General features: G+C 72.8%; 18 protein-coding genes. 10 read left to right on the top strand and 8 right to left on the bottom strand.

Translation table 11 applies throughout. The annotated features are described in order from the left end of the window. The first annotated feature begins 3 nt into the window (after positions 1-3). On the top strand, positions 4-1,638 hold the full coding sequence (locus tag Pen02_RS32760; RefSeq protein ID WP_203870012.1) for a thiamine pyrophosphate-binding protein: 1,635 nt from the start codon (positions 4-6) through the stop codon (positions 1,636-1,638). A 31-nt stretch (positions 1,639-1,669) separates the two neighbouring features. Here Pen02_RS32760 and Pen02_RS32755 read toward each other — a convergent pair whose 3' ends face one another. Beyond that, positions 1,670-2,521: a PhzF family phenazine biosynthesis protein gene (locus tag Pen02_RS32755; RefSeq protein WP_203870011.1), complete on the bottom strand. Its 852-nt coding sequence runs from the start codon at positions 2,519-2,521 to the stop codon at positions 1,670-1,672. Positions 2,522-2,771: 250 nt separating this feature from the next. Between Pen02_RS32755 and Pen02_RS32750 the strand changes: the two genes are divergently transcribed. After that, a complete protein-coding gene (locus tag Pen02_RS32750; protein ID WP_203870010.1) occupies positions 2,772-3,107 on the top strand; it encodes an ArsR/SmtB family transcription factor in 336 nt (111 codons plus the stop codon). Here Pen02_RS32750 and Pen02_RS32745 read toward each other — a convergent pair. Further along, positions 3,099-4,154: an App1 family protein phosphatidate phosphatase gene (locus tag Pen02_RS32745; protein WP_372445712.1), complete on the bottom strand. Its 1,056-nt coding sequence runs from the start codon at positions 4,152-4,154 to the stop codon at positions 3,099-3,101. The two genes, Pen02_RS32750 and Pen02_RS32745, sit on opposite strands and share 9 nt — an antisense overlap. Positions 4,155-4,338: 184 nt before the next feature. On the opposite strand from Pen02_RS32745, the gene Pen02_RS32740 reads away from it, so the two are divergent. After that, positions 4,339-5,988 (top strand): glycosyltransferase family protein, encoded by a 1,650-nt coding sequence (locus Pen02_RS32740; protein WP_203870139.1) that lies wholly within the window; start codon positions 4,339-4,341, stop codon positions 5,986-5,988. Positions 5,989-6,172: 184 nt separating this feature from the next. Beyond that, entirely contained in the window at positions 6,173-6,727 is a 555-nt protein-coding gene (locus Pen02_RS32735; protein ID WP_239141679.1) for an acyltransferase, read from the top strand. A 154-nt stretch (positions 6,728-6,881) separates the two neighbouring features. Here the strand turns inward: Pen02_RS32735 and Pen02_RS32730 are convergent, their stop codons facing one another. The 6 genes from Pen02_RS32730 to Pen02_RS32705 form a co-directional block, all read right to left on the bottom strand. Then, entirely contained in the window at positions 6,882-9,101 is a 2,220-nt protein-coding gene (locus Pen02_RS32730) for a glycosyltransferase (RefSeq protein ID WP_203870009.1), read from the bottom strand. A 2-nt stretch (positions 9,102-9,103) separates the two neighbouring features. Further along, positions 9,104-10,360 carry a glycosyltransferase gene (locus tag Pen02_RS32725; RefSeq protein ID WP_239141677.1) on the bottom strand — a complete coding sequence of 419 codons (1,257 nt, stop codon included), beginning with the start codon at positions 10,358-10,360 and terminating at the stop codon, positions 9,104-9,106. A gap of 144 nt (positions 10,361-10,504) precedes the next feature. Continuing rightward, positions 10,505-11,788, bottom strand: a complete 1,284-nt coding sequence (locus Pen02_RS32720; RefSeq protein WP_203870008.1) for a nucleotide sugar dehydrogenase — start codon at positions 11,786-11,788, stop codon at positions 10,505-10,507. A 5-nt stretch (positions 11,789-11,793) separates the two neighbouring features. Further along, entirely contained in the window at positions 11,794-13,365 is a 1,572-nt protein-coding gene (locus Pen02_RS32715) for a glycosyltransferase family 2 protein (RefSeq protein ID WP_203870007.1), read from the bottom strand. Between the two features lie 16 nt (positions 13,366-13,381). Next, the gene (locus Pen02_RS32710; RefSeq protein WP_372445711.1) at positions 13,382-15,007 is read right to left on the bottom strand and encodes a glycosyltransferase family 4 protein; all 1,626 of its coding nucleotides are present in this window, start codon (positions 15,005-15,007) and stop codon (positions 13,382-13,384) included. A gap of 178 nt (positions 15,008-15,185) precedes the next feature. Next, positions 15,186-16,784 carry a glycosyltransferase family 4 protein gene (locus Pen02_RS32705; RefSeq protein ID WP_203870006.1) on the bottom strand — a complete coding sequence of 533 codons (1,599 nt, stop codon included), beginning with the start codon at positions 16,782-16,784 and terminating at the stop codon, positions 15,186-15,188. Between the two features lie 170 nt (positions 16,785-16,954). Between Pen02_RS32705 and Pen02_RS32700 the strand changes: the two genes are divergently transcribed. The 6 genes from Pen02_RS32700 (at position 16,955) to Pen02_RS32675 (ending at position 22,860) form a co-directional block, all read left to right on the top strand. Next, positions 16,955-18,136 carry an acyltransferase gene (locus Pen02_RS32700; RefSeq protein WP_203870005.1) on the top strand — a complete coding sequence of 394 codons (1,182 nt, stop codon included), beginning with the start codon at positions 16,955-16,957 and terminating at the stop codon, positions 18,134-18,136. A gap of 117 nt (positions 18,137-18,253) precedes the next feature. Then, on the top strand, positions 18,254-18,895 hold the full coding sequence (locus Pen02_RS32695; RefSeq protein ID WP_203870004.1) for a class I SAM-dependent methyltransferase: 642 nt from the start codon (positions 18,254-18,256) through the stop codon (positions 18,893-18,895). Between the two features lie 16 nt (positions 18,896-18,911). Further along, positions 18,912-19,766: a hypothetical protein gene (locus Pen02_RS32690; RefSeq protein WP_203870003.1), complete on the top strand. Its 855-nt coding sequence runs from the start codon at positions 18,912-18,914 to the stop codon at positions 19,764-19,766. 167 nt (positions 19,767-19,933) lie between these two features. Then, positions 19,934-21,013, top strand: coding sequence for a non-hydrolyzing UDP-N-acetylglucosamine 2-epimerase (wecB, locus tag Pen02_RS32685; protein ID WP_203870002.1), 1,080 nt, complete (start codon positions 19,934-19,936; stop codon positions 21,011-21,013). Further along, positions 21,006-22,295 (top strand): glycosyltransferase family 4 protein, encoded by a 1,290-nt coding sequence (locus Pen02_RS32680; protein WP_239141674.1) that lies wholly within the window; start codon positions 21,006-21,008, stop codon positions 22,293-22,295. The genes wecB and Pen02_RS32680 overlap by 8 nt, the downstream gene beginning before the upstream one ends. Continuing rightward, on the top strand, positions 22,288-22,860 hold the full coding sequence (locus Pen02_RS32675; RefSeq protein ID WP_203870001.1) for a hypothetical protein: 573 nt from the start codon (positions 22,288-22,290) through the stop codon (positions 22,858-22,860). Before Pen02_RS32680 ends, Pen02_RS32675 begins: the two co-directional genes overlap by 8 nt. Positions 22,861-22,996 lie beyond the last annotated feature (136 nt).

Here is a 22,996-nt window from a genome sequence, read left to right as displayed (position 1 = left end):
GGCATGCGGGTCGCCGAGGTGGTCGGTCGGGTACTCGCCGCGCTCGGAGTGCGGCACGTATTCGGGGTGGTGGGCAGCGGCAACTTCCACGTCACGAACAGCCTGGTCGCGGCGGGTGCCCGGTTCGTGGCCGCCGCGCACGAGGGCGGCGCGGCGAGCATGGCGGACGGCTACGCGCGTACGTCGGGGTCGGTCGGGGTGCTCTCGGTGCACCAGGGGCCGGGGGTCACCAACGCGTTGACCGGGATCGTCGAGGCGGCCAAGAGCCGGACGCCGATGCTGGTGCTGGCCCCGGAGGCGACGGCACCACTGTCGAACTTCTTCATCGACCTGCCGCACACCGCCACCGCGCTCGGCCTGCACTACCAGCCCGTACGCCCCGAGCACGTGGTGGTGGACGTCGAGGCCGCGTACCGGCGGGCGGCCTCGGGCACGACGGTGGTGCTGGGGTTGCCGCTGGACGTGCAGTCCCGGGAGATGGCGCCGTGGACCGGCCCGATCGAGCCGGGCCGTGCCCCCGCCGCCTGGGTTCCCGACGTCGAGCCGCTGGTCCGGGCGCTGACCGCCGCCCAGCGTCCGGTCTTCGTGGCCGGACGCGGCGCCCGGGACGCGCGGGAGCCGCTGGTCCGGCTGGCCGACGAGTGTGCCGCGCTGCTGGCGGTCTCGGCCGCCGCGAAGGGACTCTTCGTCGGCGACCCGTGGTATCTCGACGTCTCGGGCGGGTTCGCCACCCCGCTCGCCGCCGAACTGATCGGCGCGGCCGACCTGGTGGTCGCCTGGGGCAGCACGCTGAACATGTGGACGACCCGGCACGGCCGGCTGATCTCGCCGACGGCCACCGTGGTCCAGGTCGACGAGGCGCCGGTCGCGTCCGACCCGCATCCCCGGGTCGACGTGTACGTCTCCGGCGACGTCGCCCGGGTCGCCCGGTACGCGTCGCGCTGGCTGGACAAGGAACCGGGCGTGGGCCGGCCGGTCGGCACCCAGCGCACTGAGGAACTGCGCCGACGCATCGCCGCCGAGGGGCGCTGGCGGGACGTGTCCTATTCGGACAACAGTGTCGCCGGGCGGATCGACCCGCGTACGTTGAGCATCGCCCTGGACGACCTGCTGCCGGCCGAGCGGACCGTGGCGGTCGACTCCGGCAACTTCATGGGCTATCCGTCGATGTTCCTCTCCGTACCCGACGTGCTCGGCTTCTGCTTCACCCAGGCGTTCCAGTCGATCGGGCTGGGTCTGGCCAGTGCACTCGGCGCCGCGGTGGCCCGGCCGGACCGGCTCACCGTGGCGGCGCTCGGCGACGGCGGGTTCCTGATGTCGGCGGCCGAACTCGTCACCGCCGTCCGGCTCGCCCTGCCGCTGCTGGTGGTGGTCTACGACGACGCGGCGTACGGCGCCGAGGTGCACCACTTCGGCCCGGACGGCCACCCGCTGGACCTGGTCCGGTTCCCCGACACCGACCTCGCCTCGATCGCAAGGGGCTACGGCTGCGCCGCGCTGACCGTACGCACCGTCGACGACCTCGGCCCGGTACGGGACTGGCTGGTCGGCCCCCGGGACCGGCCGCTGGTGGTCGACGCGAAGGTCACCAGCGAGCACGGCGCCTGGTGGCTGGAAGAGGCGTTCCGCGGCCACTGAACCGGGCCGGGTACACCGGGCCGGCGGGCCGCTACCGTGCCGGTTCGGGAAGTGTGACGGTGCCGTCGAGGTAGCGGCGGTAGCTGCCGCGCAGCAGTACCCGGTCGCCGTCGAGCACGCAGTGCACCGTGCCACCCCGGGCCGAGAGCTGCCGGGCGGTCAACACCGGCCGACCGAGGCGCTCCGCCCAGTAGGGCGCGATCTGGCTGTGTGCCGAACCGGTCACCGGGTCCTCGAACGCGCCAGCACCGGCGCCGAACCACCGGCTGACGAAGTCCACCCCGTCGGTGTCGCCGGGCGCGGTGACGATCGCGCCGCGTACCGGCAGTCGGGCCATTACGGTGAAGTCCGCCGCGACGGCCCGCACCTCGGCGGCGGTCCGGACCACGTAGACCAGGTCGGTGTCGGCGAACCGCTGTTCGGGGTCGATGCCGAGCGCGGCCACGGCGGTGCGGGAGACCTCGTCGTCGTCCGGTACGGCCCGCAGTCGACCGGCCGGGAAGTCCAGCTCCAGTTCGCCGTCCCGGTCGGCCCGGGTGACCGGCAGCCAACCGCTGCGGGTCCAGAAGAGCAGCCGGCGGGCTCCCGGGTGGACGTCGTCGAAGAGCTGCCCGGCGGTGGCCAGCGTCGCGTGCCCGCACAGGTCCACCTCGACGGCGGGGGTGAACCAGCGCAGGTGGTAGGCGGGATCGTCACCGGGTGGCGGGGCGGCGTCGGACGGCAGTTCCGAGGTGTAGAACGCGGTCTCGGAGAGATTGTTCTCCTCGGCGACGGCTTGCAGGACGGTGTCCGGCAGCCAGCCGGGCAGGGGCATCACGGCCGCCGGGTTGCCCTGGAACACCCGGTCGGCGAAGGCGTCGATCTGGATCAGGCGGAGCCGCATCGCACCTGTCTACCAGCACCCTGCCGCACCGCCCCGACCGGTGGTCCGCCCGCCGCCAGCACCGTGCCGCACCGCCTCGACCGGTGGCTCGCCCGCCGTCGGGGGCGGGCCGCAGCACCGGGACCGGTGGCCGGCTATCGGGGCCGGCGGCCCGGTGGGGGCCGGCACCGGGCCGGTAGGGTCGTCCGGACCGACCTCCGGATTGACGTTAGACTCTGGTTATATAAGTGAACGCTGAAAGGATGGCGACGTGCACGCGTTCGACGTTCTCGGCGATCCCGTCCGGCGGCGGATCCTGGAACTGCTCGCCGACGGCGAGCGGTCGGCCGGCGACGTCAGCGCCGTGATCCAGGCGGAGTTCGGGATCTCCCAGCCGGGCGTCTCGCAACACCTGCGGGTGCTCCGGGAGAACGGCTTCACCACCGTACGCGCCGCCGGCACCCGGCGGCTCTACGCGGTCGATCCCACCCCGCTCCAGGAGATCGACAGGTGGCTGGAACGCTACCGGGGATTCTGGACGCAGCGCCTCGACGCCCTCGGCACCGAGATCGCCCGGGGGCGACGCGATCGCCGCCGGTCAGACTAGGTTCGCCTCCCGCAGCAGCCGCCACAGACCGGCGCCGTCGGGCGCACAGAACCAGCGCTCGCCGAGCAGGCCGGCGGCCGGGGTACTGCCGTCGGTGGCGCCGGCCGGAGCGGGAAAACCACCCGCCAGCACCGCCTGGGTCGGGGAGAGCCGACGGATCAGCACCCCGGCCACGTTGTCCGGGTGCTCGGCGGCGAACTCGGCGTAGATCTCCTGGTCGTGCTGGCCGTCGTCGCCGATCAGCAGCCACCGGACCTCCGGGAACTCCCGGACCAGCCGCTTCAGGGTGGCCCGCTTGTGCTCCCGGCCGCTGCGGAACCACCGGTCCGCCGTCGGCCCCCAGTTCGTCAGCAGCAGCGGGCCGGCCGGATAGAGGTGCCGGGACAGGAACCGGGTCAGCGTCGGCGCCACGTTCCAGGCACCGGTGGAGAGATAGAGCACCGGGGCGCCGGGGTGCGCGTTGACCAGGCGCTCGTACAGCACCGCCATTCCGGGTACGGCCATCCGGGCGTGCTCGTCCAGCACGAAGGTGTTCCACGCGGCCAGCAGCGGCCGGGGCAGCGCGGTGACCATCACCGTGTCGTCGATGTCGGAGAGGACCCCGATCCGCAGTGCCGGGTCGACGATCCGGACCGGCGCGTCGACCGGCTCGGCGCCGGGACTGGCCAGCCGTACGCTCTGCCAGCCGGGCGCCAGGTCCGCCTCGACCACGAGGTCGATGAAGCCGCTCCGGTCGGCCCGAGCCTCGTGCCGTCGGCCACCCGCCTCGATCACCACCGGCGCGTGCTGCACCGGCAGGGTGGCGAAGCTGCGCCAGCCGCGTACCTTCTCGGGGCGGCGACGGGGACGGTGGCGGAGCCGGGTCAGCAGCACCCGGCCGAGCACCCGGATCCAGCCCGGGGCACCGTAGCCGGCGTACGGGATGATCGTGACATCCCATCCGCCCTGCCCCAGCCGACGCTCGATGAACTGGTGCACCGCGTCCTCGATGCGGGCCGCCCGGTGCAGCCGGGGCGCGGGCGCCGGACCGGCGGGTATCAGCGACACCTTGACACCCTGCCACAGAGCTTCCGGTCCGGCTACGAGACAGATCAACTAACCCGCCGGGAAGATCCCCCGAACCGGGCTGCCGGACCGGGTACACCGACCGGACCTGGGCGGATCCGGGCGCCGGGCGCGGAGCGCTGTGCGAGACTTCGAGGCGGGCGGTACGGCCACGGTGGCGCGGGGAGTGTCGGTGGCGGTGCCGCGCGGGGGCCGGCTGGTGCGTTCGCTCGACCGACCGGGCGTGCTCGCGCTCGGGTTCGGCCTGCTCGGCCTGGGCTACCGGCTGGCGCTGATCCTGCTGACGGTGCCCGGCTCGAACAGTGACGAGGCGACCTTCGGGCTGGTCGCGCTGCACATCGCGCAGGGCCGCGAACTGCCGGTCTTCCTCTACGGCCAGCACTACATGGGCACCGTGCAGAGCTATCTCGCCGCACCGCTGTTCCTGCTCTTCGGTGCCGGCTGGACCACGCTGCGGATCCCGCTGCTGTTCCTGTACGCCGCCTTCCTCTACCTGGCGTACCGGCTCACCCGCCGGCTCTACTCCCCCTGGCTGGCCACCTTCACCGTCGGGATACTCGCGCTCGGCGGCGAACGGGTGGTCCGGGACCAGATCACCGCCGTCGGCGGACGCCCGGAGGTCAAGCCGGCGGTACTCGGACTGCTGCTGATCGCGCTCGCCCTCGGTCAGCGGCGCAGCCGGCACCGGCTCTGGGCGTTCGGTCTCTTCGGCCTGGTCACCGGGCTCTGCGTCTGGGACGACTGGCTGGTCCTGCCCTATCTGGCGGTCGCCTTCGGGGTGCTGCTGGTGGGCTGTTGGCGTGACCTGCTCGGCTGGGCCGGCGTCGTGCTGGTCGCCGGGTTCCTGCTCGGCGTCGCACCACTGGTCGTCGACAACCTGACCGCACCGGCCGGGCAGGACTCGATCTCCGTGCTGCGCCAGGTCAGCGAGGGCGAGGTCCCGTCGACCCCGGGCAGCACCCGGCTGCACGGCGCGCTGCTGGTCGGCATCCCGCTGGCCGGCGGGCTCTGCCGGCCGGAACGCTGCGACGCCGTGGAGATGTCGTGGGGCGTGTTCTACCTGGCCCTGCTGCTCGCCGCCGGGGTGCTGGCGGTGCTCGGGCTGGTCCGGGCCGGCCGACGATCCGCAGCAACCGGTCCGCCGGACAGCGGCGCGGTCCGGGCCGCCCGGATCGGGTACGCCACCCAGCTCGCCCTGGTGCTCGGCGCCGCGCTCACCATCGCCGCGTACGCCCGCAGTTCACTCGCCGGCAGTGCACCACTGGCCAGCGCCCGGTACCTGTCGATCCTGCAGATCTCGCTGCCCGCCGTACTCTGGCCGCTCTGGCTGGTCGCCCGCTGGTCGGGGCGGCTCGCCGCCGGCCCGCTGACCCGGGTCGCCGGGGTGCTGGCCAGCGCCGTACTCGCCCTGCTGGTGGTGCTGCTCTTCGGCACCAGTGCACACCTGGTCGGCGAGATCGGCACGATCCGGGCCGAGGAGCGGCAGCAGCGGGAGCTCGCCCGTACGCTGGAGCGGGCCGGCGTCACCGCTGTCTACGCCGAGTACTGGACCTGCAACCGGCTGGTGTTCGTCACCCGGGAACGGGTGGCGTGTGCGGTGCTCGGCGAGAACCTGCGGCCGGGGCAGGACCGCTATCCGGCGTACCCGAGGCGGGTCCGCGCCGCCGAGCGGCCGGCCTTCGTCTTCGAGGCCGGCACGGTCGCGGACGCCGCGTTCCAGGCCCTGCGGCACCGGTCCGGCGTGCCGGTCGGGGTGACCCAGGTCGGCCGGCACCGGATCTACCTGCCGGCGGCGCCGCTGCGCCCGCCGGGCTGACACTCGGATCACCGACGACGGATGCTGCCGGCAGACCACCGCTGACGGATGCTGCTGGCGGACCACCGCCGCCCCAGGGACGGCGACCGGCGGTCCACGGCGCGATCGGGGCGTGGTCCCCCGGCGGTGGCGACGCGGCCCCGAACGCGGACACCTCGGGCGTCCTCCCGTATCCTCCGAAGCCGTGACTTCAGCGACGAACGAACCTCCCGCCCTGCCCGACACGGTCTTCGTGCACCCCTCGGCCGAGGTCGACGCGGGCGCGCGGATCGGCGACGGCACCAAGGTCTGGCACCTCGCCCACGTCCGTTCCACCGCCCAGGTGGGCGCGAACTGCATCATCGGGCGGAACGTCTACGTGGACGCGAACGTCGTGGTCGGCGACCTGGTGAAGATCCAGAACAACGTCTCCGTCTACCAGGGCGTGACGATCGAGGACGAGGTCTTCGTCGGCCCGTGCGCGGTGTTCACCAACGACCTCCGGCCGCGTGCCCAGAACCCGGACTGGCAGATCACCCCGACGACGGTACGCAAGGGTGCCTCGATCGGCGCGAACGCCACCATCGTCTGCGGCGTCGAGATCGGCGAGTACGCGATGATCGCCGCCGGCTCGGTGGTGACCAAGGACGTCAAGCCGCACCAGTTGGTGGCCGGCAACCCGGCCCGCCCACTCGGCTGGGTCGACGTCAAGGGCCAGGTGGTCTCCCGGGACAAGGAGAACCCGCCGCACGACCTCTGACCGAACCCGGACGACGGCTCCGCGCCGCCTCCGACCACATTCGGACGGCGGCGCGGTGCCGCCTCCGAACACACTCGGACGGCGGCTCCGCGCCACCTTCGGCCGAACCCCGGGTGGTGGCTCCGCCGGTCGGCGGAGCCACCACCGCCGGTACTCAACTCTTGTCGTCGGTCCAGGCCAGCGACGTGGTCACCGGCAGCTTCGGGTGCCGGCGGGCCAGCTTCCAGCCGATGGTCACGCCGTCGACGCCGGAGACCACCACCCGACGGGTACGCCCCAGGTCGAGCTTCGGCACCGTCTGCCGGCGGGCGATCCGCCACAGCACCAGCGGCCGGAACACCTGGTAGCCACGGTTGAAGATCTTGTGGTGGAAGGCTCCCGCGGCCCGGTTGTGCGCCCACTGGGCGACGGCGACCGTCAACTCCGGCCGGAGCGCCGACATCCGCCGGGTCCGGCCCCGGGCCACCGCGAGGAACTTGCCCGGCACCTTGCGCAGCAGCAACTGCTCCGCCCGGAGCATCGGGCGACGCTCCTCGTGTGCGGCCAACGGGTGGATCCGGACGCTGTGTCCCAGCCCCACCCGGTTCGCCGCGCCCGGGTCGGCGGTGATCAGGTCGACGTGCAGGCCCCGGGCCACCACCGAGTGGGTGAACGCCTTGCTCCGGCGTACGTTGCCGGCGCTGATCGCCACCACGACCACCCGGTCGGCGTCCTTCGGCACCGGGCCGGGGACCTGGGCGGCGCGGGTGCTGCCCGTCGACCCCGCTGCGGCGTCGACGGACTCCGGAGCCGTCGCGGCGACCGGCTCCGGTACGGCGACCGGGTCGAGGCCGTAGTGCTCGCGGAGCGCCGCCGCCACACCCTCCCGGCCGAATCGGGCGAGCACTGCGGCACGGGCCGCCGCCGGGTTCAGCGTGCCGAGCCGTTCGCGCAGCTCGCGGAAGCCCTCGACGACCACCTTCGGGTCGTTGGTCAGCTCGACCAGCAGACCGGCGAGCGGCTCGACGGCGCCGAGCACGTCCTCGGCACCCGGGCTGCGGGTGGCGAAGACCGGCAGCCCGGTGACGACCGCCTCCGCCACGACCGGGCTGAACGTGTCGTGCCGGCCCAGGTGCACCAGCAGGTCGGCCCCGTGCAGCAGGGCCGGATATTCCTCCGCCGGCACGCTGGTGCGCAACATGACCTTGTCCGCGAGGTCCAGGTCACGGGCGCGGGCCCGGACCGTACCGGCCATCGCCCGGGTGCCGACCACGGTCAGCCTCGCCTCCGGCTCGCCGCCCACCGCGCGGGCGAAACCGGAGAGCAGGGCCCGGACCGCCCGTTCGTCGGGGAGTTCGCCGACGTAGAGCCAGCGGAGCAGGTCGCCGGGCGGGGTCGGGCGGAGCGGGAACCGGTCCGGGTCGACCGGGTACGGCAGCACGTGCAGCTTCGCCGCGTACTGCGGGAACTGGCCGGCGACCAGGTCACGCAGTTGCGGGTTGACGCAGAGCAGAGCGGTGGCCCGGCCCAGCACCTCGGCGTAGAGCTTCTTCGCGGCGGGCTGGCCGAGCAGCTCGGCGAGCCGGTCGGACTGCTCGGAGACCACCACCCGGGCATCCGGACGGGCCAACCGAACGGCCGGCAGTCCACCGGCAAGCCCGCCGTACCCGTGCACCAGCGGTGCCTCGATTCGGCCACTGGGCAGCGCGGCCTGCACCATCCGCAGGTTCGCCTCGGCGTGCTCGGCGAACGCCCGGGACTGGGCGGGATTCGGCACCGCGACCCGGGTGAGTTCGCCCCGAGGGTGGTCGGTCACCACCGGAAGGGTCCACTTCGGACCGAACCGCTCGACCAGTACGTCGATGTGCGGTGCGACGGCCGACTGTGGTGGGTAGCGCCACTCCTCGGCGTGCAGCACCGAGATCCGCTCGATCGACGGGTCCACCGCCGCCAGCGCCGACGGGACGAACTCGGAGTCGGCGTCCTCGGGTGAGGGGTACCAGGGGGTGACCACCGCCAGGTCGGTCAGTCCGGTACGCCGCTCCGGCTGCTCGGCCGGTTCGAGCCGGACGGCCAGCTCCGGCCGTTTGCGCAGCGCGGTCCAGGCCACCGGCAGCGCCTCCGGGTCGCCGACCACCAGTAGGTCGGCGTCGCGCAGCGGACCGCCCCGGCCGAGCAGCAGCCGGCGGGCCGCCCGCAACGCCTTCCGGGGCTCCCGGGCCCCGAGCCTGCGCACGGTGACCTCGGCCGGGGTGTTCGGGTTCTTCCACTGTGGATGGTTCGGGACGACCAGGGTGACCCGGGCGCCGGTCTCGGCGAGCCGGTTCACGTGCCAGCGCGCGGCCCGGATCCGTTCCGTGCCCAGCGCGACGTACACCACGTTCGAGTAGGCCATGGTCAGCGGGCCCCTTCCGCGAGCCGGCGCAGCCGGGCCTCCCACGGGCCGAGCGTCGCCGCCCGGGTGTACGTCTCGGCGTGCCGGACCGCAGCCTCGTGCGTGGCGGAGTCCAGGTCCCGGGCGGCCTTGGCGGCGGCGATCAGCGACTGGGCAACACTCTCGGCGTCCAGCTTCTTACCGGCGAACCACAGTGGATAGCCGGAGAGCACCTCGGTGGCGGCGATCTCCGGAATGTGCACCGACACCACCGGCTTGCCGGTCGCCATGTACTCGAAGACCTTGCCGGACGTCACGTACCGGGCACCCGGTACACAGAAGACCAGCACGTCGGTCCGGCCGTACACCCCGGCGGCCTCGGTCTTGCCGAACGGGCCGCTGTAGCGCACGTTCAGGTCGGACTCCTCCTCGATCCGGGCCTTCAGCGGCGCGATGTTGTGCGGGAAGAAGCCCAGGTGGCCGTGCACCTCCAGGGAGGCGGTGGCGAGCAGCGGATGCGCCTTCGCCAGCCGCCAGCCGGCGAAGAGCACGTCCAGCGGCATGTGGTTGGTGACCGTGCCGAGATAGCCGAACCGCAGCGGCCGGTCCGGCTCCGGCGCCTGGAAGGTCGCCCGGCCGAGGATCTCCGGCTCCCAGCCGTTCGGCACCACCTTCATCCGCTCGGCGGCGAACGGATAGCGCTCGGCGTGCCACTGCCGCATGCCGTCGTTGACGAAGACGCTCTCGGCGGCGCCGCGCAGCACCCGCCCCTCCCAGCGCATCATGGTGCTGCCCTCGGGGAAGATCAGCTCCTCGGTGAACTGGTTGAACGTCCAGGCGTCCCGGTAGTCGACGACGTACGGGATCCGGAGCATCCTGCCCAGCGCCCATGCCGCGACGAACGAGACGAACGGGTTACCGGTGGCGAGCACCAGGTCGTAGCGGCGCCGCAGGTGCCGCTTGAGCGCGGTGCGGAGCAGACCGGGCAGCCACCCGAGGTAGTGCTCGGGAAAGATCTTCTGCTGCCCGGCCTGGTAGATCCGGTCACTGACGTTCGGGAACATGCCCCGGAAGAAGCCGAACCTGCGGACGTCCGTCTCCCAGTGGTGCACACCCAGCTTGACCCGCTCCACCCGTACCCGGGGGTCGACGGTGGCCTCCAGCGTCTCGTCGCTGGCCCCGCCCAGGTGCTCCGCGAAGAACTCCCGGGGCGCGGTGAAGACGGTCACGTCCCAACCGTCCTCCGCCAGCCGGTTGGCGGTGGCCCGGGCCCGGAACACCCCGCTGGCCCGGCTGGGCGGAAAGTAGAACGACAGATACAGGACCCGGGGAGGCCGAGAACGTCCCCGGGCAGACGGCGTGGTGATGGCTAGTCACTCCTGTCGGATAGCGGCGGGGGCGGTGGCGCCGGGTGGGGGTACCGGTCAGCCGCCGATGACGATCCGGCGTACGTTCGGCCAGCGGGTGGCGTCGGTCACCCGGCGACCGTCGACGACCACCCGTACGCCGGGCAGGTCGGTCTCGGCCAGGGTGCGGTACTCGGCGTGGTCGGCCTGCACCACCACGGCCTCGACCCGCTCGCCCTGGTACGCCGGGAGTCCGAGCGCGGTCAGCTCCTCGGCGGTGTACATCGGGTCGGAGACGTACGGCTTCGCGCCCCGGGCGCGCAGCGCCTCGACGGTCGGGAAGACACCGGAGAACGCGGTCTCCTTGACCCCGCCCCGGTACGCCGCACCGAGCACCAGCACCTCGACGTCGGTCAGGTCGCCCCAGGCGGCGGCGAGCAGCTCGACGGCGTAGTCCGGCATCCCGGCGTTGGCCTCCCGGGCCGCCCGGACGACGGTGGCGGACGGGTCGTTCCAGAGGTACATCCGGGGGTAGACCGGGATGCAGTGCCCGCCGACGGCGATGCCCGGCGAGTGGATGTGGCTGTACGGCTGGGTGTTGCAGGCCTCGATGACCTTGATCACGTCGACGCCGACGGTGTCGGCGAACCGGGCGAACTGGTTCGCCAGCCCGATGTTCACGTCCCGGTACGTCGTCTCGGCGAGCTTGGCCAGCTCGGACGCCTCGGCCGAGCCCAGGTCCCAGACGCCGTTCGGGCGGGACAGGTCGGGGCGCTCGTCGAAGTCGAGCACCGCCTCGTAGAACTCGACGCCGCGCTTCGCCGACGCCTCGTCCACCCCGCCGACCAGCTTCGGGTAGCGGCGCAGGTCGGCGAAGACCCGGCCGGTCAGCACCCGCTCGGGGCTGAAGACCAGGGTGAAGTCGGTGCCGACCTTGAGCCCGGAGCCCTGTTCCAGCATCGGCGCCCAGCGGTTGCGGGTGGTGCCCACCGGCAGGGTGGTCTCGTAGCTGACCAGGGTGCCCGGCTTGAGCCCGGCCGCGATCGCCCGGGTGGCGTCGTCCATCCAGCCGAAGTCCGGCGTCCCCTCCGCGTCGACGAAGAGCGGCACCACCACGACCACGGCCTCGGACTCGGCGACCGCCGAGGCGGTGTCGGTGGTCGCGGAGAGCCGGCCGGCCGCCACCGCCTCCTTGAGCTTGACGTCCAGGTCGGCCTCGCCGGGGAACGGCACCGCGCCGTCGTTGACGAGCTTCACGACCCGCTCGGACACGTCGGCGCCGATCACCGTGTGCCCCTTGTCGGCGAACTGCACGGCCAGCGGCAGGCCGATCTTCCCCAGAGCGACAACGCAGATTTTCATGCCTTCTACTTTCCTCCCTTGGGCAACCTGCGCCGTAGCTGGGCCATGACCCGGCGGGGCGTGACAGGTGCTATTGCGATGACAAGTTGCCCACGGTGACTCGTGGTGGGCGTGATGACGAAGAACCGGACTCCCCGGCGGAAGATCATGCGGGGCGCGGTCGGCCGGGTCGGCATCCGCAGCGGGCTGGAGCCGGTGGTGCCGAACGCGGTCAACTGGGACCGGACCGTGAAGAGCGTGCCGCCGACCCCGACCCCGGCCAGCAACTGCTCCACCCGGAACCGGGCCTTCACCGTGGTGCCGTCGGCGTCCCGGCTGGTCTCCAGGGTAGCGCCGACCACGTCACCGGCGGCCAGCCCGATCGGGCCGGAGGTGAGGCTGGCCAGGTTGCGGCGCGGGGTGTGCGCGGTGATCGTCAGGCCCCGGCTGCCGTCGGCGGCGGTCTCCCACTCCAGGTCGACCGCGTCCATCCGGGCCAGCCAGTCGGCCGCGCTGTCCGAGACGTCGAACCAACGGTCCGGCATCTCCAGCCGGTCGTCCCGGAAGCCGGGATAGCCGGCGTACCAGCGGTCGCCGTCCACGATCGTCGGCGGTACGCCCTGCTCGGCGTCCTGCCGGATCACCGCGAGCAGGTCGTCGACGGTACCCCGCTGCGCGGTGGAGATCCGCAACCGCGCCTCGATCTCCAACCGCTCCCGGATGTCGTCGGTCAGGTATTGGTCGGCCAGCGCCCGGATGCCGGCCACCACCCGTTCCTGGACGGCCCGGTCGAGCCGGAGGAAGTCGTCCTCCAGCAGCCGGGCGATTTCCCAGGTGAAGTGCCGGAGCAGCACGGCGTCGCGCTGCTTGCCCGGCGTGATCAGGCCGGCGACGAACTCCACCAACTGCTCGGCACAGCGCAGCCGCTCCTCGTGCCGGGAGCGGTAGGTGATGTTGTGCGCGTTGAGCCGGCGTACGGCGTGGTAGAAGCGGTAGTCGGCAAGCACGGAAATCCGCTTCGCCCGGTAGCACGCCTCCAGGGTGAACGGCTGGTCGCTGCCGACCGGCATGTCCTCCGGATAGCGCAGCCCGTGCCGTTCGACCAGCTCCCGGCGGAACAGCTTGGTGTTCGACAGCGCCCAGGGCAGGGCCGAGTCGAAGAGGTCGAGATCGGTCTCGTTGCGGGCGAAGACCGCCTGGTGGATGTTGCGGCTGTTCACCCCGACGGTCTTGCCCAGCACCACGTCCGAGCCGTACTCGTCGGCGGCGGTGACCAGCCGTTCCAGCGCCTCCTCGCCGAGGTAGTCGTCGGCGCCGATGAAGAAGACGTACCGGCCGGTGGCCAGTTCCAGGCCCCGGTTGCTGGGGACGGCCGGACCGCCGGAGTTCTCCTGGTGGACCACCTTGACGGTGTCCGGATAGAGCCGGGCGAAGCGGTCGAGTTCCCGGCCGCTGCCGTCGGTGGAGCCGTCGTCGACCGCGACGACCTCCATCCGGTCCCGGCCGATGCTCTGCCGGACCAACGAGTTCAGGCACTTGGTGAGGTAGGGCATGGTGTTGTAGACCGCCACCACCACGCTGACGTCGGGCGTTCCCATCAGGCCACCGTCGTCCTCACGCCGGCAGCCCGACGGTCGGCCGCGAGCCGCCGGCCAGCGCATCCGCGCTCGACGGCAGGCCCGCCCCGGGACGGGCCGAACCGGGCAGCAGCCGGGTGTAGACCTCGTCGAGGATTCCGGCCTGTGCCTCCCAGGTCCAGCTCTCCAGCAGCCCCGGCCGGTCGTACGCGGCCCGGTAGCGCGCCGGGTCGGCGAGTACGGCCCGGACGGCGCGGACGTAGTCGGCCACGTCCTCGGCCCGGAAGACCTCGCCCTGCCCGGTCGAGCGGACCGTGTCGGCCATCGTCTTGACGTCGCTGACCACGATCGGCAGCCGGGCGTGCGAGTACTCGAAGAACTTGGTGATCAGCGCGATCTCGTGGTTGGGCCAGTGGTGGATCGGGATCACCCCGACGTCGGCGCCGGCCAGGAACGGCACCACCTGCCAGTGCGCCACGTACGGCAGCACGTGCACCCGGTCGGCCACCCCGAGCCGGGCGGCCCGGCGCAGCACCTCCAGCGTCTGCGGACCGGTCGGCTTGTTGACCACCATCGCGACGTGCGCTCCGGGCAGCTCCGGCAACGCCGCCACCATGGTGTCGACGCCGCGCTGGTGACCCGCCGCACCGCTGTAGACCAGCAACGGCACCTCGGGACCGATCCCGCAGAGCCGGCGGATGTCCGGCTGCGGCTCGTCCACCCCGGTCGGCCGGTCGCCGACGGCCGGCGCGTTCAGCACCACGGCCGGACGTTCGGTCAGGTCGTGCTGGCCGCGCAGCAGGTCGCCGAGCGCCTCGGAGACGGTGACCACGGCATCGGCGTACGGGGCGTACTCGCGCTCGTGGCCGACGTTCGCCGGCAGCCAGCGGGCGTTGTCCCGCCACGGCTTGAGGCCGGGCAGGAACTCGTGGGCGTCCCAGACCAGCCTGATCGTCCGGCCGGCGGTCTGTGCCCGGATCTTGGCGCGGGCGGCCACCCCGAGCATCCGGAAGTCGTTGGCGTGGATCAGGTCCGGCGCGAGTTGGTCCACCACCGGCCCGTACGCCAGCTCGTAGTCCCACAGCCCCGGTTCGAGTCGGCGCCAGGCCCCGTCGCCCCGGGTCCGCTGCCAGAACCAGGTGAAACTGCGGTCCCACGGGTTGCGGTACTTCCGGCCGTTCTGCGCCCGGGTGAGCTGCCAGTACCGGAAGGAGACCCAGCGGCGGCGTAGCTGTGCCGTCAGCGTCCGCAGCCGGAGCAGCCGCTGGCCGAGCGGGTCGGGGCGGCCGGCCCGGGCGGCCAGGGTGAGCTGCGCCTGCCGGAACCGCAGGTCCGCCTGGCGGGCCTTGGCCGCCTGGGCCCGCCACGGGGCGATGCCGTTGGGCGGATAGGCGAGCGGCCAACGCAGCCAGGCCCGCCGGTACTCGTGGCGGCGCCGGGCCAGCGGATCCGGCATCGGCAGCAGCCGGACCTCGGCGTCGCCGAGCCGCCAGCTCTGCGGCTGCCCGTGCGGGGAGCGGCCGAGCAGGATCACCTCCCAGCCGGCGGCAGCGGCCGACCGGGCGGCCTTCTGCACCCGGGAGTCACCGTTCACCCCGTTGTCGACCAGCATCACCACGCGCCCACGCGTGTTCCGCGCCTCGGCGGCGCCGTCGAACTCCATGACTGTGTCTTCTCTGCCCTTCCGGTCGGGGCTTTCCAGGAGACTCCGGCGAGTGTACGGCAATCCCGGGTGCGGTTGCCGATCGTGACCGTCGCCGCAGATCGATGATCGTCGGCACCGGCACGCCTGCCTGCTCGACGGGAGATCCCGCAGGTCGTGCCGGTGTCGGTCGTGCCGGTCAGCCCGTGGTTTCGAGCGTGCGTTGCGTACCGGTAGTGACGAGGTGACCCGGAACATCCGGTTGCGCGGTGGCTGGACGACCGGGCAGCAGCCGACGGTAGACGTCGACGAGCACCCTCGCCTGGGCCTCCCAGGTCCAGCTCTCCAGCAGCCCCGGCCGGTCGTACGCGGCCCGGTAGCGCGCCGGGTCGGCGAGTACCGCCCGGACCGCCCGGATGTAGTCCTGCACGTCCTGGGCCTTGAACACCTCGCCCTGGCCGGTGGAGCGGACGGTGGCGGCCATCGTCCGCACGTCGCTGACCACCATCGGCAACCGGGCCTGCGAGTACTCGAAGAACTTGTTGCTGAGTGCGATCTCGTGGTTGGTCAGGTGCACCAGCGGGCTCACCGCGGCGTCGGCGGTGGAGAGGAACTCGGAGACCTGCCAGTGCGGCACGTACGGCAGCAGGTGCACCCGGTCGGCCACGCCGAGCTTGGCGGCCCGGGCGAGCAGGGTGTCGATCGAGGCGGTCGAGCGCTTCCCCGGCGGCACCGAGACCAGTGCCACGTGCACGTCGGTGAGCGTCGGCAGCGCGTCGATCATCACGTCGACGCCACGCACGGGTGCGATCCCGCCCGAGTACGCCAGCAGCGGCGTTCCCGGACCCAGCCCGCACCGGGCGCGGATGTCGGTGACCGGCTCGTCGGCGCCGGACTCGGTCGACCGGTCCCGTACCGTCACGTCCGGCGCGTTCATCACCACCGTCGGCAGCTCGGCCAGGCCGTGCGACTCCTTCAACATCTCCGCCAGGCCCTCGGAAACCGTCAGCACCACGTCGGCGAAGGGCGCGTACTCCCGCTCGTGCGCGACGTGCGCCTTCAGCCAGCGGCCCCGCTTGGTCGCCGAGCTGAGCCCCGGCAGGAACTCGTGGGCGTCCCAGACCAGTTGCACGGTCTTGCCGGCGGCCCGGGCCCGGACGGTCGCCCGGGCACCCACTCCGATCATCCGGTAGTCGTGCGCGTGGATCAGGTCGGGGGCCAGCTGGTCGATCACCGGACCGAAGGCCAGCTCGTAGTCCCAGAGCCCGGGCTCCAGCTTCCGCCAGCTCCGGTCGCCCTGCACCGCGCCCCAGAACCAGGTGTAGAAGCGGTCGATCGGCCCCTCCAGGCGGCGGCGGGACCGCTGGGCGCTGGTGAGCTGCCAGTAGCGGAACGAGACCCACTTCTTGAGCAGCGCCGCAGCCTGCTCCTCCAGCTTCAGCCGCCGGGCGCCACCGGCCGGCACCGGGCCGCCGCCGCGCTTGGCCAGGGCGAACTGCGCCCGCCGGACCCCCAGGTCGGCCCGCCAGGCCCGGACCCACTGCGCGCGGTGCTCGGCGATCCCGCTCGGCGGGTACGCCAGCGGACCGCGCCGGAAGACCCGCCGGAACTCGTGCCGCTTCTTGGCCAGCGGCTGCGGGAACGGCACCAGCCGCACCTCGGCCTGGCCGAGCTGCCAGGTCTGCGTCTGCCCGGTCGGCGAGCAGCCCAGCAGGATGACGTCCCAGCCGGCCTCGGCAGCCGAACGGGCGACCTTCTGCACCCGGGAGTCACCCGTGACCGCGTTGTCGACCAACATGACAATCCGCCGACGGGAGTCGGACATCCCGGCCGCGCCGTCAACCACCATTTTTGGCTTCTCCGCCTTCCAAGGGCCCCCGAGGACCCGACGAGTGTACGGCAACCGCCCGGTTTCGCATCGGCTCGGCCGAATTCACCGGTGCCGCCGGCACCACTAGTATTCGCGCGATGAGGATGCCGGCCCAACCGGAACTGCCGACCCAGGACACGCCCGGGTCGGCGGCGACCGGCACACCCGCCCCGGAGACCTCCGTCGACGCCACGGCCAGCGGCACGGTCGGCGCGGCGGGCACCGGCCGACCGGCCCGGCAGTGGGGGCTGGACGCACTCCGGGTGGTGGCCGTCTGCGGAGTCGTCGCGATCCACGTGGTCGGGCTCGTACTCGGACACGACGACCTGCGACACACGCTGACCTGGTGGACGGCGGCGGCGATCGACCTCGGGGTGACCTGGGTGGTCCCGGTCTTCGTGATGATCAGCGGTGCGCTCACCCTGGCACCCCGGGCACACGCCGCCGGGCCGGCCGCCTTCTACCGGAAGCGGTTCGTCCGGATCATCCCCGCCCTGGTCGCCTGGCACCTCGTCTACCTGGTGGGCGTACGGGTGCTGTGGCGGGGCGAGGAGCTGAGCCTGAACCTGCTGGCCCGCAACCTGATGGACGCGCGGGTCTTCACGGCGCTCTACTTCCTCTGGCTGATCGCCGGGCTGTACCTGGTCGCGCCGGTGCTGGCGGCGTTCCTCAAGGACGGCGGCCGGCGCCGGGCGATGATCCTGGCCGGGGTGGCGCTGGCCTTCACCATGGTCACCTTCGTGGCCTCGGGTGCGGCTGCCATGATCGGCGCACCCCGCCCGATCCACCTCGGCGCGCTGACCATGTGGTGGCCGTACGTCGGCTACTTCGTGGCCGGCTGGGCGCTGCACCGGGTCGTGCTCGGCCGGCGCGGCCTGGTGGTGGCGGGAGTGCTGGCGGTACTGCTGATGGCCGAGGCGGTCTGGCAGTGGGGCGTACGCCCGGAGCACCCCTGGCTCCAGGCGCTGCTCCCGGTCGGCTACCTCGGCACCACGGTGGCCGTCGCGGCCGTCTGCGTCTTCCTGCTCGCCGTCGGGGTCGGCGCCCGGGTGACCCCGCCGCCCCGGGTCGGCCGGATCCTCGTCCGGCTCTCCGACGCGTCGTTCGGGGTGTTCCTGATGCACCTGCTGGTGCTGGAGGTGCTCCGGCAGACCGTGCCGGGGGTGGCCGAGGCCCGCTCCCTGGTCCTCATGGTCGGCGCCTACCTGGTGATCGTGCTCGTGTCCTTCGCGGCGTCGCTCGGCGCCGCCCGGGTGCCGTACCTGCGCACCATCGTTTGACCGGTTTCGCCCCACCCCTGCCGGGTAGATCCGTTCTGCCCGGACGGTCGCGTGTTAGCGTCGCCGCCGGAGCCACCGGAAGGTACGCCGGCAGCGAGGCGAGGATGGTGAGCGAGGGTGGGACTGTTGTCCGCCGAGGAGAACGCCGCCTACTGGAACGCCCGGCACCAGCGGGAGGGCGACCTCCGCTCCGGCGGGGACATGTCGTTCGACGAGCCCACCAACCGGATGTTCTACATCCTGCGGCTCAGCCTCCTGCTGGACATCGTCGGCCACCAGTCCGACCCGGTGGCGCCGCTCTTCCTGCTCGACGCCGGCTGCGGCAAGGGCTGGTTCAGCCGGGAACTGGCCCGGTTCGGCCACCAGGTCGACGGGATCGACGCCAGCGAGAGCGCACTGGCGTACTGCCGGGAGCGGGGTGGCGGAGCCCGCTACTTCCAGTCCAGCCTCTCCGGCTGGCGCAGCCCATGGCTCTACGACGTGGTGCTCTCGGTCGACGTGCTGTTCCACATCCTCGACGACGACGAGTGGGAGCGGTCGGTACGCAACCTCGCCTCGCTGGTCCGACTGCGGGGCCGGCTGGCGCTCGCCGACTGGGGCGAGGACGGCGACCGGACGTACGGGAACTACCAGGTCGTCCGGGGCAGGAACCGGTACGTACCACTGGCCCGGGAGTGTGGGCTCCGGTTCGACGGCTGGCGGCCGTACGCCTTCCGGGGCAATCCCAACGGGTTCTACGTCTTCACCCGGACCGGCTGAGGAAGGAACGCCGCCGATGCGGATCTCCGAACTCCTCCCCCGCTATCTCGACGGGGTACGCGAGGTCGTCGACGTCAGCCACCCCGACGTCACGCTGGAACGGCACCTGCGGCTGCCGGCCGAGGTCGGCTACCGGCGGGTGGCGCTGGAGCAGGCCGCCGGGGCGGGGTTCGGCCCGGAGACGATGCTGTTCTGCCTGCTCGGCGCCGCCTCGCCCGCGCACGTCGACCCGGACGCGCTGACCCCGGTGCTGCGCCGGTTCTCGCCGGGCACCCGGGCGGCGCTGCTGATCGGCTGGTCGGTCGAGGAGTTGCCGTACCACCGGTTGGTCGGGCCGCTGGTGGCCGGGCGCTGCCAGATCAGGGAGGTCACCCCGCTGGACCGGGCCGCCATCCGTGGGGTGTCCGGCGCGCTGGTCGTCGAGCGGGTGACCCGGCTGGCCCCGCTGCGCGGCTACCTGATCGACGCCCGCACTCCCGTCGAACCGGCCGGGCCCGGGCCGGCGGAACCGGACGGCGGGAACGACGGAGACTCCGGGGACGGCGGGGAGTTGGCGACCGTGTTGCGGGTGGTCAACGAGTACCAGCTCGCGGACCTGGTGAGCCGGCCGGTGCGGCGGCGGCTGGCCGAGTTGACCGAGCGGGTCGAGTCGCAACAGCGGCTGCTCGCCGAACGGGACGAACTGCTCCGGGACGCCCGGCGGCGGCTCGCCGAGGTCGAGTCCTCGGCCGGGTACCAGCTCGGCAGCGCGGTCGCCCGGGGAGCGCGGGTTCCGGCGCGCGCGCTGGCCGGCGTACCCCGGGAACTGGCCCGGGTGTGGCGCGGTCGCCGGTCGGCCCGGCGGCCCGGACCGGGGTCGGACGCCGGGTGATCGTCGCCACCGGCCGAGTGGGAGATCACCGATCGAGTGACGTATCGTGTGGGCACCAGGGGTGCTGTACCATTCCCGCCTTGTCGCGCGAAGCTCGCGCGGCCGGGGCGCCCGAACAGCCCGATGCCCCGCATTCCACCGTCGATCGACGCCGGGAGTAATCCGCAGTGAAGGTTGTCAGCGTTGTCGGAGCCCGCCCGCAGTTGGTGAAACTCGCGCCGATCGCGGCCGCCTTCGCCAGAACGGACCACGAGCACGTCATCGTGCACACCGGCCAGCACTACGACGCCGACCTCTCCGACGTCTTCTTCTCCGGCCTCGGCATCCCCGACCCGGACGTGCACCTCGGGGTCGGCTCCGGCAGCCACGGCGTGCAGACCGGTGCGGTGCTGGCCGGCATCGACCCGGTGCTGGCCGAGCAGAACCCGGACTGGGTGCTCGTCTACGGCGACACCAACTCGACGCTGGCGGGTGCGGTCTCGGCGGTCAAGCAGCACCTGAAGGTCGCCCACCTGGAGGCCGGGCTGCGCTCGTTCAACCGGCGGATGCCGGAGGAGCACAACCGGGTACTCACCGACCACGCCGCCGACCTGCTGCTGGCCCCGACCGAGGAGGCCATGCGGCACCTCGCCGACGAGGGTCTGGCCGCCCGTTCCGTGCTCGCCGGAGACGTGATGGTCGACGTCTGCCTGCGGATCCGGGACGCCGTGCTGGCCGGCGAGCACCCGGCGCCGACGCTGCCGGAGGGGATCGACCCGCAGTCGCCGTACCTGCTCGCCACGCTGCACCGGGCGGAGAACACCGACGACCCCGAGCGGCTCGCCGGGCTGGTCGCGGCGTTGGCCGAGCTGCCCGTCCCGGTCGCCCTGCTGGCCCACCCCCGGCTGCTGGCCCGGGCCGAGCAGTACGGTCTCAAGCTCGCCCAGGGCGCCATCCACGTCGGTCGGCCGGTCGGCTACGCCGCCATGATCGCCGCGGTGCTCGGCTCGACCGGTGTGGTCACCGACTCGGGCGGGTTGCAGAAGGAGGCGTTCCTGCTCGGCCGGGTCTGCACCACGCTGCGCCCGGAGACCGAGTGGGTCGAGACGCTGGACGGCGACTGGAACCGCCTCGTGCCCAACCCGGCCGAGGTGGTCGACTGGAGCGGTACGGCGACCCGCGCCACCCCGACGGCCGAACGCGCCGCCCCGTACGGCGACGGCACCGCCGCGCAGCGGGTCGTCCAGATCCTCGAGCGGCATGCCTGACCGAGACCGCCCGGCGAAGCGAGGACCGAACCAGGTGCAGACGAACATCGCCAGCGACGTCGCCGTCGTCACCCCGTGGTATCCCACCGGCCAGCGCCCGTTCCGGGGCGCGTTCGTGCAGGCGATGGTGGAGGCGACCGCGCCCGAATACCGACGGGTCACCGTCTACCACACCGACGAGTGGGGGCACCGGCTGCCGGCGGAGACCACCGCCGCGATCGACGAGGCGTACCGGGCCCTGCTGCCGCACGGGGTGCACCGGCGGCCCACCGTCGGCGGCGCCGATCTGGTGCACCTGCCGGTGGTGATGCCGGTCACCCCGGACTACGCGGAGATCTCCCGCAACCACACGGAGGCGCTCCGGTCGTCGATCGGCAACGTGCCGCTCGACGCGCCGGTGGTGCACGCCCACGTCGGGCTTCCCGGGGGCTGGGCGGCGCTGCACAACGCGCGCCCCGACGCCCGGGTCTTCGTGACCGAGCACGCCACCTTCCTCAACCTGGTGCTGGAACAGCCCGAGGCCCGGGCGATGTACGACGAACTGCTGCACCGCTGCGCCGGCTTCTTCGCCGTCGGCGACGCCGTACGCAAGCCGCTGGTCGAGGCGTTTCCGCACCACGCCGACAAGATCGGCTTCATCCCGAACCCGATCGCCTTCGACCAGCCCCGGGCCACTCCGGTCACCGCGCTGCACCGCTGGCTCTTCGTCGGCGGCCTGCTGCCCCGAAAGGGCGTCTCCTGGCTGCTGGAGGCGTTCGCCAAGTGCCGGGCCGAGGAGCCGGACCTCTCGCTCACCTTCGTCGGCGAGGGACAGCTCCGCAAGGACCTGACCCGGCGGGCCGCCGAACTCGGCGTCACCGAGGCGGTCACCTTCGCCGGTGCGCTGCCGCCGGACGAGGCGCTGCGGATGATGCGCGAGCACGACCTGCTGGTGCACCCGAGCCGGTTCGAGACCTTCGGCATGACCATCGTCGAGGCGATCGCCGCCGGTACGCCGGTGCTGGTCACCCGGTGCGGCGGGCCGGAGGAGACGCTGGCCGGGCTGGAGCAGGCGGCCGGCGAGCTGATCCCGGTCGAGGAGAACGCGGAGTCGATCGTGGACGGTTACCGCCGGCTGCGGGACCGCTTCCCGCACGGCCTCGACCTGCCCCGCGCCCAGCGCGAACTCGCCGACAAGTACAGCTATCCCGCCGTCGCCCGCAGCCACCGGGAGGCGTGGTTCGGCGGAGCGGGCGCGGGAGCGTCGACCACGACCGGATGGGATGCCCGTACCGATGGCTGAACCGCAGGTGTTGATCCTGGCCCTGGAGGGCTCGCGCCGGCTCGCCGTACTGGCGGACGTCGCCCAGGTGATCGCCGCCGGCGGCACCGCCACCCTGGTGGTCAGCGACATGGCCAAGTGGCGCCGGGAGAAGCTGCCCAAGCAGCTCCGGGTCGTCGACCTGACCAAACTCGAACTCCGGCTGGCACCGCTGGCCGTCGAGCAACTGGTGCTGGTCCGGGGCCCCGGGTTCCTGTTCAAGGCGGTCGGGCGGGGGCCGCTGGCCGGCGGCTCCAAGAAGGCGAACCGGGCCTACCAGCGGGCGTTCGCGGACCGGGTGCACCGCCGGGTCGGCCTGCCGGTCTACCGCCGGCTCTTCCAGCCGCTGTACGCCAAGAAGGGCGACCCCCGGCTGCGGCTGCTCGACCGGTACGTGCTCCAGCAGGGGCGCTTCGACGTCCTGCTGGTCGCCGACCCGGGGTCGATGCCGGCCGCCGCCACCGTGCTGGCCAACCTGACGGCCCGGGGCGCCGCCCCGACCCTCTGCTTCGACGTGAGCGCCGTGCTGTCGGCACCGGTCGGCTGACAGGTCCTGCCGCAGAACGTTTTCGGCCGCTGACCGCCCCGGTTGCCCGGGAGCCGGTCAGCGGCCGAAGTCGTCAGGTGCCGGGGCAGAGCGCGAGATCCCAGCCCCTCAGTGGCCGTGCCGGGACCGGAGTCCC

It is taken from the genome of Plantactinospora endophytica, assembly GCF_016862915.1.
Classification (GTDB): Bacteria; Actinomycetota; Actinomycetes; order Mycobacteriales; family Micromonosporaceae; genus Plantactinospora; species Plantactinospora endophytica.
The sequence above is the reverse complement of the archived record's forward strand: the minus strand, read 5'-3'. Positions and strand labels throughout refer to the sequence as shown.

What these genes read in the sequence shown, in the direction of transcription:
- Pen02_RS32760 (WP_203870012.1), top strand. Translation starts at nt 4, where the DNA reads ATGCGGGTCGCCGAGGTGGTCGGTCGGGTACTCGCCGCGCTCGGAGTG.
- Pen02_RS32755 (WP_203870011.1), bottom strand. Translation starts at nt 2,521, where the DNA reads ATGCGGCTCCGCCTGATCCAGATCGACGCCTTCGCCGACCGGGTGTTC.
- Pen02_RS32730 (WP_203870009.1), bottom strand. Translation starts at nt 9,101, where the DNA reads ATGGCCTACTCGAACGTGGTGTACGTCGCGCTGGGCACGGAACGGATC.
- Pen02_RS32720 (WP_203870008.1), bottom strand. Translation starts at nt 11,788, where the DNA reads ATGAAAATCTGCGTTGTCGCTCTGGGGAAGATCGGCCTGCCGCTGGCC.
- Pen02_RS32715 (WP_203870007.1), bottom strand. Translation starts at nt 13,365, where the DNA reads ATGGGAACGCCCGACGTCAGCGTGGTGGTGGCGGTCTACAACACCATG.
- Pen02_RS32710 (WP_372445711.1), bottom strand. Translation starts at nt 15,007, where the DNA reads ATGGAGTTCGACGGCGCCGCCGAGGCGCGGAACACGCGTGGGCGCGTG.
- Pen02_RS32705 (WP_203870006.1), bottom strand. Translation starts at nt 16,784, where the DNA reads ATGTTGGTCGACAACGCGGTCACGGGTGACTCCCGGGTGCAGAAGGTC.
- Pen02_RS32700 (WP_203870005.1), top strand. Translation starts at nt 16,955, where the DNA reads ATGAGGATGCCGGCCCAACCGGAACTGCCGACCCAGGACACGCCCGGG.
- Pen02_RS32690 (WP_203870003.1), top strand. Translation starts at nt 18,912, where the DNA reads ATGCGGATCTCCGAACTCCTCCCCCGCTATCTCGACGGGGTACGCGAG.
- Pen02_RS32680 (WP_239141674.1), top strand. Translation starts at nt 21,006, where the DNA reads ATGCCTGACCGAGACCGCCCGGCGAAGCGAGGACCGAACCAGGTGCAG.
- Pen02_RS32675 (WP_203870001.1), top strand. Translation starts at nt 22,288, where the DNA reads ATGGCTGAACCGCAGGTGTTGATCCTGGCCCTGGAGGGCTCGCGCCGG.